Here is an 11,907-nt window from a genome sequence, read left to right on the forward strand (position 1 = left end):
CCATCAAAAAGATGAGTTCGTAGCTTAGAGACAAGGCGGACCGCGCAGCGGGTTTATCCCGACACGGGAACTGAAGCTGGAAGCGGGCGACGGAGCGTCGCCCGAGTGTCTGCGGCTCGTTGAGCGGCAGCGGCAAGTTACTTATTCGACCGAAAGAACTTCGCCCGTGCGCCGGTCGATCACAACCTTCAGATCGTCGCCATCGCGATCCGAACCTTGGACGATGAAGACATTTCGTCTGCGGGCAACGTCATCCACCTCCTGCATGCCTTCACCTCTTGCGATGCGAATGGCCTGACGTTCGCTGATACCCATGTCAACAGGCGGCGGCTCCATGCCGGGATTGACCCGCACTCCGCCCGGACCGATCTCAATGCTTTGTGAGAACGATGGTGTTGCTGACATGATGGTCACTACTGCAATCGCCGCTATGGCAAGACTCTTGAACATGGGGGGCATCCGGAAATTATGGGAATCGTGTCGTCACGATTTTCTCTCGCTGTTTCATGGAGAATAATCAAGAGCAGTATTTGCCTCCAGTGGTCTTCGACGCCTATTCAAAGAGAGATTTACCTGATCATCGCGCCAGAATGGCTGCTGTTCTGCCAATGTGAGAGTTTGGACGTCGGATGATCTTGGCGGAAGGCGTAGACTTGCATTCTGCCGCCTGTAGAAGATCATCGATCAGTTTCATGAGATCCGCGTCCCGCAAGCCCGGGAAAGCCAGAGCGGCCTCGCCCATAAGCGTCGTGAGAATGACCGTCGGCGGATAGCTTGCGGCGATCAGGGCCGCAAGATTTTCGGCCAGGTCATTCATTGCCTTGAGTGCGCCGCCAACCACATCATGTGTTTGTCGCATTTGGGATTTCTCGTTGTTGATCCAACGAAATCCCGCTAGCAGCCCGTGCCTTGCGCAATGGTATAAAGAGCCGGCTGCATTTTAACGATCTGTAGCCGGGTAGCGTGTCAGCGATCTACCCGGCCTATGATTTGATCCGGGAATTGCTGGCAAAATCAATGCCGGCTGATCAGATTTTTGATGCAGGCGGTCTGCCGTGACATCCCGTTTAAACATAACGATGCGCCGGCTGAGGAGGAGGTGATTTTTCGTCCCGAAGGTACGGACCCGAAGATCGGTCTGTGATGGTGAATCAGACTATGGTCTGAATGCCCAAGGCATAGGTCCAATGGCTGTGGAAAGGTGGGATTCTGGCGATATTGTAGTGCGCGATGATTTGCGGAGACGACCGCGGCCATGGGTGACGGACGTTTTGTGAAAGAGGTGCGCTGGATGTCCGCTCGATCATTGATGCAGCCAGGATCGGCCCTGCGTTAGCCATTGGTGATGCGCAACTCGGTCGATGACAACAATCGATCTGACCGCAATGTGAACCGTGATGACGCTGCTCGGTCAGAGCAAATAGTTGGAAAGAAGAAGCAACACGGAAACACGCGACGATCAGACTATCTTCCGGTTCGGAACAACCAATTGACGGGATAGAAAATTGAAACCAGCCATAAATACTCCCCCAGCAGGCGAGATACCGAAAACGAGATATGTGGAGGCATGCATGTTTGCGCTTGAGCCTTCCATTGAGAGCTTGGTTACCGCGGCGTTGAAAGCAGGTTGGGATCGGGAATCCGTTCTCCTGGCGATTATAAACAGCGCCATGAGCAACGCTGAAAAAATACAATCATCCTCTCCGATGATGCATTCATGAACGAAAGCTTGTTGGCCAAACCCATGTCAGACAGAAGTGTAGATCTAATCCAGACGATGCAGGTTTATTTCGCATTCAAGGGCGAAATGAAAAGACTGAAGGACGTGTTGGAGCACGAGCGGCAAGTGTGCGGCGAAACGATCGCAACCTTCTATGATGCACGCAGAAATGTATCATTTGCATTCGAAATCACCCGCTTCGCCGAATGCCGGAAGCAGATGGATCGCCTGCTCATAGAGGCCGAGGAAACAATCGAAGATCTGAATGCCGCTTCAGATATGGTCGCGAATACAAGCTCGGAGACCGGACGGCCCTCGTGGGCATCGTTGACTTAACCACCTCCGGAAATCGACTGGGCAGGATCTGGTCATCGGTCGAACCGAAGCCTGCCGGCAAATCGCGCTTCCTGCCGTTGCCTGCTTCGCAAGTCCTTCGGTGCGACCTTTTACCAGCCGAACAACAGGGCTGCGCCCGTCTGTCCGTCGCCGTTCTGCACGATCTGCGTGTCGGTGTTCCTTCCGAATTGGAAGATCCCATAGGAGTTGTCGTAGCCATTCTGCCGCAGCGTGGCGGAATGGCCGTTGCCCTTCTGGCGAACAATGCCGACATTGTCCCGTCCATTCTGTGCAACGCCGGCATAATTGCCTTGCCCGCGCTGACGGATATCGGCACCGCTCCGTACATGCTTATAGAAAGAATAGGCTCTCAGGCCGAGATCCATCATGTCGGCATCCTCTGCGCTCTGCGGCGAGAGATAAAACGCGATCGAACCACCCGCATTCGCAGGGCCGGCCAGCGCCGCGATGCCAAGGAATGCTGCAATCGTGGCAGTGCCCAGAGTAGTGGCAAACTTGCGGTTCATGGATGTCTCTCCTTGTTCGGCCATCACCAGCCAATGTCTCACTCTCGCAAAACCAAGCTGAACCGTGTCGGAAGACGCCATTCACCCAGCATTTATCTGGCTAGGCAAAGGAAGCTCGCAGACGGTTTAGGAGCTTCCACGCGACTGCCGTACCAAGCAGCGAAAGCCACTCAGCAGCTCCTTGAAGCGCCGAGTGGCTCTAAAGTTTGCGCGTATGCGATCGCGGACGGAAAAGCCGCCAGGCATTTTTCCGGTATGACATTCAGAACGTACCAGTCACCTGCTTGCTGCAGCTTACATTCGTTCCGTCCAGCTTCAACCTGAGCTTTACATCGTAAGAAGCGCGGGTTGCGCCGACGCTCATTCGGCCGAGCGATGCCGTGCGACCCGCCACTACCGAAAAATCGCCACTCTGCTGGATGTTCGAGGAGCCCCCCTCGCCGCCGCCCGAGACGCTGACACTGTAAGTGCCGCTCACGTCCTTGTCGGAATGCACGAGAGGCTCGAGAAATACCGTATCGCCGTCAGTTCTGTCGCGGATTTCGCAGCGAACCGGCCCGGCCTGCGACCGCTCGGCGTCGAGCACGGCAGCGCTCGCGCCGACGGCGACCAGTCCGGCAAGTGTAACCGCCACGACGACGGAAATGCGTCTGTCGGAGCTAACCATGGATCGTCTCCTTGTCATGGTTTGGGAGCGGCCGGAAATGATACATCCCGGCCCCCGCTGGGTTGAAGTTAAGGGCAGGTCTGAACAAATGCGGCGACATTGCCGCCACCGCCCTGGCTTACATTGGCGCTGCAACCGTGGCCGACCTGTACGCCAGCCGTGATGTTGTCGTTGCCGTCCTGCGTCAAAATCGCGGTGTGGTTCGAGCCGAACTGCCCGATGCCGGCCACGTTGCGGTTGCCGTATTGATAGGTCGCGCCGTAATTATCGCTGCCCTCTTGCCCAATGGCCGACAGATTGCGATGGCCGTATTGCTGCCCGATAGCATTGTTGTAGCGCCCCTCCTGGTAGAAACGGACGCGGTTGCTGTGGCCGTTCTGCGCGCCACCGGCAGAATTGTGCCAGCCGTATTGTTCGATGCGTACGTCGTTTGCCAAAGCCGGAGTGATTACAGTGCCACCGATGGCAGCGGCAACAAGGATGCTGATAATGGACGTGCGGATCATTTTGGCTCTCCTGGTGTGCGGATATGACCGCTGTTGAACGGCTCCTTGGTAAGCCTGTCATCCGGAATGAATGCTGAAGGTGACGTTCATCGAAAATTCATGACCATAGCCTCAAGGCGGCGACGATGCGCCTGTGTGGGGGGCAAAAGCTAAGCACCTCAGGCCGGGGAGGTCAGGCTCAGTCTTTGCGCCGGTTTGAATCGTCCCGATCGCACAGCTGTGCTGGCGCACTTTCTCAACGAGAGCCTTAGCCCCGCTCGTGAACGGGATAATTCAATAGAATTGAATATTCGAAATAGAAAAATCGCCGGAGATACTTATCCGATTTTCGCGTCTGGCATCTTTAAACCTATAGGCGCAATTCCTACCTGCTCTATCGTTATGTCTATCAAGGCAACACCGATGTGAGATCACTCACGACTACGCCGTTCCTCAGTGGGGATTGAGGGCGCGCGGTCACTTTCCCAGACAATGAGCAACCCAATCCTTCGGCACACCCTTGGTGCGTCGATCGCATAGGCGCGCAATCTCCCCGTCTTATCAACCAATACCAACCGGGCGGCTGTCGGGTGGACGAACCCGTGCGCCCATAGGAGAGAAAAGATGGAAGCCCCAGTATATCTGAGCCCGATGGAATGGATGGCGATCGAAATCGCTATCGCAGTCGTCGCGCTGACAATTATCTTCCGGTGGAGCGGCGTGATCCGCTATATCCCCAACGACAGGCTCGGCATCCTCGAAAAGCTGTGGAGCTTTCGCGGCTCCGTCAGACATGGCTTCATCGCGCTCAGCGGCGAGGCCGGCTTTCAGCCGGATGTCGTGCGCGGTGGCCTGCACTTCTTCATGCCGTTCCAGTATTCGATGCACCGCGCCAATCTCGTGACCATTCCTCAAGGCCAGATCGGCTACGTCTTCGCCCGCGACGGCAAGCCGCTGCCGCCAACCCAGACGCTTGCCTCGAACATCGAAGCCGACGATTTCCAGGACGTGCGCGGCTTTCTTGTCAAAGGCGGCCAGAAGGGTCCGCAGCGCAAGATCCTGCGCGAAGGCACCTATGCGATCAATCTCGCCCAGTTCATCGTGCTGACCGCGCAATCGATCTATGCCGTCAATCTGAGCTCATCGGAACAGAAGCTGTTTGCCGATATGTCGACGCTGATTACCGAGCGGAATGGCTTCGAACCCGTCGTCATTCATGATGCGGAAGACATGATCGGCATCGTTACCATCCATGACGGTCCGGCGCTGCCCGATGGCGAGATCATCGCGCCGACGGTCGCCAACGATCCGAAGGATCAAAACTTCCACAATAATTTCCAGGATCCGGAGAAGTTCCTCAACGCCGGCGGCTATCGCGGCCGTCAACTGCAGGTGCTTGCCGACGGCAGCTATTTCCTCAACCGCATCTTCGCGACCGTCGAACTGGTCGAAAAGACGATCATTGGCGTTGGCACGGTGGGTGTCGTCGTTTCCTATACCGGCCGGCGCGGCGCGGATATCTCAGGCCAGTCCTATCGTCACGGCGAATTGGTCGAAACTGGCGCGCGCGGTGTCTGGTCGACGCCACTCCTGCCAGGCAAATATGCCTTCAATACTTACGCCGGCAATCTCGTCATCGTGCCGACCACCAACTTCGTGCTCAAATGGACCAAGGAGCAGTTCGGCGAACACAGGCTGGACGAAAACCTGTCCGAAGTGTCTCTGATCACCAAGGATGCGTTCGAACCCGTGCTGCCGCTCTCGGTCGTCGTACATATCGACTATATGAAGGCGCCCCTTGTCGTGCAGCGTTTCGGCGATATCAAGCGGCTGGTCGAGCAGACGCTCGATCCGATGGTTTCGGCCTATTTCAAGAACATCGCCCAGACCAAGACGTTGATCGAACTCTTGCAGGAGCGCAGCGAGATCCAGCGCAAATCCGGCGAGGAAATGCGCGAGAAATTTGCCTCATACAGCCTCGAACTGCAGGAAGTGCTGATTGGCACGCCGCGCGCCAACAATGGCCAGAACAGCATAGAACAGATCCTGATCCAGCTGCGCGAACGCCAGATCGCGGTCGAAAAGGTCGAGACCTATAAGCTGCAGGAAGCGGCAGCAATCCAGGAACGCACGTTGCGCGAGAAGGAGGCGCTTGCCGAACAGCAGGCCAAGATCACGACATCCGCGCTCACCATCGAGATCAGCGAGAACGAGGGTAAGGCGCAACTCGCCCGCACCCGCCAACAGGCGGAAACGATCCAGGTCACCGCCAAGGCCGAGGCCGAGAAGGTACGACTTGCCGGCCTCGGTGAGGCCGACCGGATCAAGGCCATAGCACTTGCCGATGCTGAACGCATCAAGGCGACCGGCTTTGCCGATGCCGACAAGGTACGCGCCGTTGGTCTGGCGGAAGCCGACGCCACCGAGAAGAAGGTCGCAGCCTTCGGCGGGCCGGACTATCAGCTCAACTCGCAGGTCCTCATGCGCTTCGCCGAAGCGATCGAGAACGGCAGGCTGCCGCTCGTGCCGCAAATTCAGGTCGGTGGTTCCGGCGGTGAGAAGGGTGCCACCAATGGCCTTGTGGAAATGATGCTGTCGATGCTGGTCGCCGACCGGCTCGGCAGGCAGAGTCCGGCGGTTGCGGCGCCACTGTCGGCCGAGCAGAATTGATTATGGATGGGCCGGTCACGCCGGCCCATTTTTACACCCTGTCTATGAAAAGCAGTGCCGTAGCTGGCGGGTATGCGAACGAATATGAAACGATCGCTTTCGGCAGCGACGGAACATGCGACCGGGCGACAAGCCGAGTTCGCATAACTGCCTGCCATGGAATTCGACCGCTAAAGCGCGTCGCAATCGCCCAGATCCGCTTCTCGCGCTTTAGGTCTATGATTTCCCGCCTGTCGTTATCGCAAAACCGCTATCCATTTTTGCGCGGCTGCTTTGACTTCGGGCGTGATCGGAGGCGTGCGGTGGCTGTTTTTCAGGCACCGCACGCTATTTCAAAACGTCCTGATTATATTCTCAACCCTCGACGTGAATTTGGAGAGCGTTTCGCGCATCTCTGTCTGCGCAGCTTCGTTCTGGTCGATCCTCTTCTCGATTTCGGAGAGCTTTTCGACATAGTCCTTCTGCTGATCGCTGCCTGTCGGCATCACCTTGAGGTTTTCTCGGGTACGTTCCTGGCTCGCCTGCAGAGCGTCATGCTCTTCTGCCGCACGGTCCAGCTGGCGTTGCGTCTCGAACTCGTCCTTTTTGGCTTTCGAAAGCTCGCCGAGCTTGTCCTTGATCACAGGATCGATCGCGGTGGAAGACCATTGCACGAGGTCGGCGGCGTTCAGATCGGTGAGTTGGAACGATTCCCCGCCAGAGCGGGTGAGTACTGCTTTCACCTCGCGTGTCTCGCCCTTCCCGACTTTGACCTTGAGACGATAGTCGGTGGCGCTCTCGCTCTTGAGGTCGGGCGAGGCGAACTCCCATCCGTCGCGCTTGGGATGTTCGATCAGGATCGTACGTTCGGCATCGGCCGCGCCGCGGACCACATAGACCGTTTCCTCGCGCATGATGTTCTTCGTAACGAGAACTCCGTCCACGACCTTGATTTCAACGGTCTTGACGCCGCTGTCGGATCTGGTCTCCACGGAGACCTTCTTGTCCAGCGCAAAGCTCGACATTCTAGTGTCGCCGTTCGGCAGGCCAATCAGGCTCGAGTCTCCGATATAGCCGCCCTTGCTGTCGTATACGGTGAGGATGCCGCCGGGCAGGCTCACCCCCGTGGAATTATCGAGCGAAACTGCCGAGATGGGATGGCTGTCGCCACGGTCCGGGCGATAAAGCGAGACGAGTTCGGCCGACACTTCCTTGTCGACGATCGGAACCGAGACCGTGTCGCCGTTCCGGATGTCGTAGGTGTCGTCGAGCTTGAACGTGGCCGAGATGTCACCCTCGGAAGAGGTCGCAGATTGTGCATAAGACATGGCCGGGGATGGCGCGGCCGCAGCTGCGACCGGCATGTTCCTTCTTCTGACAGCACCACCACTCTTCATCGCTTCCATGGCAGCGCCTTCGGGTTCTTCCATTTTGGCGAAGGCGGCTCCGTTTCCGGAATCGGCTTTGGGAATTCCGACTTTGTCCACGCTGATCGGCAGCTCGTCGCGGTTTTTCCAGTAGCGATCATGCAGACGCTGAGTGAGCGTGACGGGGGAGCTTGAGGTGAGGACCAGGCTGATATCCTTCCAGTCTTCGCCGGTCGCATTCTCGAGCACCGCCCATGCCTGCAGCCTTGCCTTTCCCTCATTTCCGACAACGACCCGATAAGAGGTCTTCCAGACGGGAGCGGCGACGACATATGAAAAGTCGACAGCGCGTTTGCCTTTCCCATCGAGCTTGATCACGATGCTGCGCGTCGTATCCGTTACGTTGTTCCCGACAACACCTATGGCGGATGCAATCTTCGCCCGAACCGCCGGATCATCGAATTTCACCGATGAGGAGCCGTCGAGCTCATATCTGGAAATCTGGCCATCGTCCTTCATCAGGTTGAGGAACAAGGCCTCTTCCCCGTTGGCCCTCTTTTCGGTCTCGACACCGAGGATCGTGCCGGCCCCGGTGTTCTTTCCCCCGATCGCGACCTTCGATCCCTTGAGGGACATCAGGAGCTTGGGCAGGGAAGCAAGATCGTCGGGCGTAAACGGGAGGTTCTTGAAGGTTTCATCAAGAGGGTTCGGCCCGGCGAGAGACAGATCCTTGACGGTTCCCGTCGGATCGAACACCACGAGCGACTTCAGGATGTCGTTCACCTGATCGAGAGGCACCTCGATTCTAATCTCGCCATTGCCGTCAAGCGAAGCAGTCCGCCTGATTTCGGCCAGGCCGCCCGAGGATAGGGTGATCGACTTCACCGGGGAGTCTGTACCCTCCTCGGCCAGAGAGGATATTGGGGAGAGCATGGCAATCGCGGCAACGGTCGACAGCAGAAATCGTCTTGTCATGTGGTTCCTCTCATAAAGGAAGGGAGACGGGAGGCCTCCCTTGAATATCGCCCTGGGGTTGATTGTAAACCGGGTTCAGGATTCGGGTCCACTGCTACCCTCGGCCCTGCTGGGCTGCCGGATCCTCCCTCTTCCTCATGACGCAAGCCAGAGTGCAAACTGCCAAGAATTCGCAAAACAGCTGAAAAACGCCGCCAGCCCTTCCCGACAGGATCGCGCTGATTGCATTCGAGCTGCGAATTCAGCTAATTCGATTTGGAACGCAAAGTTCAAAACGGATCGAAAAGGCCATAATCCTACACGCCGACGGCAGGTGGCTGATATGAAAAGACGTTTGTCGTGGCTTCGGGCAGCGTCCCTAACCGCCTTGGGATTGCTTGGAACGAGCGTATGCGTTCGCGCCGGATCGGAACACGCATGGCTGGAAGATCCCGCGAGCCACTGCAGATTCGTTGCTCCTGCCTCCCTGACAGCCGGGCCAACGTTCTGGATAGGAGACTGCCCGGATGACAAAGCTTCCGGAACCGGCATGCTGCGCCGCCGGGACGGCGACCGCGTCGGTGCAGCCTTTTTCGGGAAAATGAAGAATGGAATCCCCGACATAGGTGTTGTCGACCTCGGTGACGGATACCGGGCCGGCAGTTTCGATCGCGGCGACATAGGCGCTCAGGCGGAATCGGACCCGCAAGTTCGGATCGACGCTTTTCGAGTGGCGGTCAAAGCCGCCCGGCTCGTCAGTCTCAAATACAAGGCAGAGCACAAGGACACATCCGCGCAGTTCTACGAAACCCTCGCCAGGACGTTTGAAGCCCAACTTGAGTGAGCGGCCACCATCCTGCTGAACGCGCATTGCGTCGAATCCGCGGTGGCGCCCGGTCGTCGCAACATGGCGGTGGACATGACGCTTCACCCCAACATCTGCATGGAGCCGAGGCCGAGAATGTCGTTCAGCAGGGCGATCCCTATCCCTACCGCCACAATGATGAGGCCGATCAGAAACAGCCGCCGCGAGCGGTCATATTTTGCGGCTATCAGCGAATCGCGCGCGAGCAGGTCGGCCATCACCTTCACCTGGATAGCGATCCCGACGGTCAATACGACCATCGGGATGATGTCGATGCGGCTCCAATCGTTGGGGTTGGAGAGCCAGCGACCGATGAAGTTCAGCGAGAAACCGAGAATGATCCCCGCGGCGGTCAGCGAGCCGTTACGGAACGTCGAATCGATCTTCTCCTCTGGGTCTGAGTCTGGCTCTGGCTCTGACATCGCATTTCTCCGGATGGCATTTCCTTAAAGAAAGGCAGAAGTGATCGAGACAGGCAAGGCCTCCGCGTTCCGGCGCGTTGCCGAGTACGATGAGACCGCCCAGATGCAGGCACAGAGAGCGACCTCGTCGGCCACAGCAAGCCGCATGCAATGCCCATAAGCGAACATTCGATTGGCCTCCTCACCGATCGACAAGTAGGCAGCCGAGACGCTACCGAGTTTCGCGATACAGCAAGGCGTTGAATTAATTCACAAATTAGAATTCTCTTCTGAAAAGACGATCGCCAACTCGCGAAGATCGCAAAAAAGAATGGCGCAGAGTGGGCACCATTCTTTCTCCTAGTTCGCTATGCCGGCCCCCAAACCAGCTGCAGTTCGGTGGCTGGCTCGCCAACCTTCGTCAGGTTGCAGCACCGACAGCAGAGCCGCGGGCGCTTGCGCGCAGCACATAGTAGACTATCCCGCCGATGCCGACGCCGAAGAACCAGCCATAGGTCGCCCACCATTCCGGCAGGATCGACGTGAAGGTCGGCAGGATCGAGGAGAACAGCGCGCCGACCACAAGGGCGATAAAGGCATTTCTATGCCAGCCATTCCGGAACCGAAACTCGCCGCTTTCCTGGTAAAGCGCTGCAACATTTAGCTCACCCTTCCGGATCAGATAATAATCCACCATCATGATCCCGAAGATCGGGCCCATGCTCGAGCCGATGAAGTTGACGAAATGCGCGGCACTCGTCTCCCACGGTGCGAAGGGGTAGAGGATCAGCGCAATCAGGGCTGCAATATAGCCGCCGCGCTTGAAACTGATCTGCCGGGGGAAGACATTCGAGAAGTCGAACGCGGGCGAGACGAAGTTTGCGACCACGTTGATGCCAAGCGTCGCGACCGCAAAGGTCAACGCGGCAAGCAGCGCCAGGAACCAGCTATCGAATTTCGCCGAGATCGCTTCGGGATGCAGCAGCACTTCGCCATAGACGGTAAAGGCAGCGGTCGTTGTCACACCGGCAACGAGACAGAAGGCGAGCAAGTTGATCGGCAGGCCCCAGAGGTTGCCCTTCCGCAACGTCTTGGTGTCCGTGGCATAACGTGAGAAGTCGCAGAAGTTCAGATAAAGCGCTGCAAAGTAGGTGATCCAGGTGGCAGCCACAGCTGCAAGCGCGGGAAAAGACCCCGGCTCACCGGGAACACCGGCATCCTTCGTCTTTTCCAGCAGCACGTCGCGCGGGATTTCACTGCCGAAGGAGAAAGTGCCTGCCTTGACGATCAAATAGACGGCAAGCACCAACATCATGATCCAGACCGCAGGGCCGGCCAGATCTTGAAACCTGCGCACCGTCTCCATGCCGCGCTGGATGATCAGAAGCTGCAGCGCCCATACGACGACGTAGCAGATGACCTCAAGTGTTGAGTGGCCGAGCATGTGGTTATTTTGATGGAACGCGAGAATGCTCTCGTTGCGGATGAGAAGAGCAACGATGGCACCCGAGGCAGCCGCAGTCTGAGCGCCATACCAGAAGCAGGCGACGACCGCCCGCACCAATGCCGGGACATTTGCGCCGAAGGTTCCAAATGAAGCGCGAGCGAGAACGGGGAACGGCACGCCCGTCTTGACACCCGCATTGCCGACCAGACTCATAAGGAAGAAGATGACCAGCGAGCCGATACCGATCGCGATGACGAAGTTGATGAAACTGCCGCATAGCAGGAAGAGACTCGCGGCAAGATAATATCCCCAAAGGCTGTGAACGTCCGACGTCCACACATTGAAGATACTGAATGCGCCCCACTTCCTCTCCTCAGCGGGCGCCAAGTCCTCGTTATACAGTAAAGGCGACGGATTTTGTATTGTCATTTCCCCTCTCCCCTATCTCTTCGAGCCCGTTGGACTCGACGAGCAGCATGCGCCCAAAAT

At 57.5% G+C, this 11,907-nt stretch carries 12 protein-coding genes; 4 read left to right on the plus strand and 8 right to left on the minus strand.

The window, feature by feature from the left end; all coding sequences use genetic code 11:
* Window positions 1-141: 141 nt before the first annotated feature.
* Both RHSP_RS06745 and RHSP_RS06750 read right to left on the minus strand, forming a co-directional pair.
* The gene (locus RHSP_RS06745) at window positions 142-450 is read right to left on the minus strand and encodes a PepSY domain-containing protein (RefSeq protein WP_004111168.1); all 309 of its coding nucleotides are present in this window, start codon (window positions 448-450) and stop codon (window positions 142-144) included.
* Between the two features lie 127 nt (window positions 451-577).
* Complete coding sequence (locus RHSP_RS06750) at window positions 578-859, minus strand: hypothetical protein (protein WP_004111171.1); 282 nt, start codon at window positions 857-859, stop codon at window positions 578-580.
* 712 nt (window positions 860-1,571) lie between these two features.
* On the opposite strand from RHSP_RS06750, the gene RHSP_RS34510 reads away from it, so the two are divergent.
* Entirely contained in the window at window positions 1,572-1,721 is a 150-nt protein-coding gene (locus RHSP_RS34510; protein ID WP_157385308.1) for a hypothetical protein, read from the plus strand.
* Entirely contained in the window at window positions 1,718-2,056 is a 339-nt protein-coding gene (locus RHSP_RS06755) for a hypothetical protein (protein ID WP_004111173.1), read from the plus strand. Before RHSP_RS34510 ends, RHSP_RS06755 begins: the two co-directional genes overlap by 4 nt.
* A gap of 110 nt (window positions 2,057-2,166) precedes the next feature.
* Here RHSP_RS06755 and RHSP_RS06760 read toward each other — a convergent pair whose 3' ends face one another.
* The 3 genes from RHSP_RS06760 to RHSP_RS06770 all read right to left on the minus strand — a co-directional run bounded on the left by RHSP_RS06760 (window position 2,167) and on the right by RHSP_RS06770 (window position 3,756).
* A complete protein-coding gene (locus RHSP_RS06760; RefSeq protein ID WP_004111176.1) occupies window positions 2,167-2,583 on the minus strand; it encodes a hypothetical protein in 417 nt (138 codons plus the stop codon).
* Window positions 2,584-2,845: 262 nt separating this feature from the next.
* Window positions 2,846-3,250: a curli-like amyloid fiber formation chaperone CsgH gene (csgH, locus tag RHSP_RS06765; protein WP_004111186.1), complete on the minus strand. Its 405-nt coding sequence runs from the start codon at window positions 3,248-3,250 to the stop codon at window positions 2,846-2,848.
* 68 nt (window positions 3,251-3,318) lie between these two features.
* Window positions 3,319-3,756, minus strand: coding sequence for a hypothetical protein (locus tag RHSP_RS06770; protein ID WP_004111189.1), 438 nt, complete (start codon window positions 3,754-3,756; stop codon window positions 3,319-3,321).
* Window positions 3,757-4,359: 603 nt separating this feature from the next.
* Between RHSP_RS06770 and RHSP_RS06775 the strand changes: the two genes are divergently transcribed.
* A complete protein-coding gene (locus tag RHSP_RS06775; protein WP_004111196.1) occupies window positions 4,360-6,405 on the plus strand; it encodes an SPFH domain-containing protein in 2,046 nt (681 codons plus the stop codon).
* A 332-nt stretch (window positions 6,406-6,737) separates the two neighbouring features.
* On the opposite strand, the gene RHSP_RS06780 is transcribed toward RHSP_RS06775, so the two are convergent.
* Window positions 6,738-8,726 carry a DUF4139 domain-containing protein gene (locus tag RHSP_RS06780; RefSeq protein WP_004111199.1) on the minus strand — a complete coding sequence of 663 codons (1,989 nt, stop codon included), beginning with the start codon at window positions 8,724-8,726 and terminating at the stop codon, window positions 6,738-6,740.
* A 40-nt stretch (window positions 8,727-8,766) separates the two neighbouring features.
* On the opposite strand from RHSP_RS06780, the gene RHSP_RS35945 reads away from it, so the two are divergent.
* Complete coding sequence (locus tag RHSP_RS35945; protein WP_157385309.1) at window positions 8,767-9,549, plus strand: hypothetical protein; 783 nt, start codon at window positions 8,767-8,769, stop codon at window positions 9,547-9,549.
* Between the two features lie 83 nt (window positions 9,550-9,632).
* On the opposite strand, the gene RHSP_RS06790 is transcribed toward RHSP_RS35945, so the two are convergent.
* The gene (locus tag RHSP_RS06790; protein WP_004111205.1) at window positions 9,633-9,992 is read right to left on the minus strand and encodes a hypothetical protein; all 360 of its coding nucleotides are present in this window, start codon (window positions 9,990-9,992) and stop codon (window positions 9,633-9,635) included.
* A 400-nt stretch (window positions 9,993-10,392) separates the two neighbouring features.
* On the minus strand, window positions 10,393-11,847 hold the full coding sequence (locus RHSP_RS06795) for an NCS1 family nucleobase:cation symporter-1 (protein WP_004111208.1): 1,455 nt from the start codon (window positions 11,845-11,847) through the stop codon (window positions 10,393-10,395).
* Window positions 11,848-11,907: the final 60 nt, after the last annotated feature.

It is taken from the genome of Rhizobium freirei PRF 81, assembly GCF_000359745.1.
Taxonomy (GTDB): Bacteria; Pseudomonadota; Alphaproteobacteria; order Rhizobiales; family Rhizobiaceae; genus Rhizobium; species Rhizobium freirei.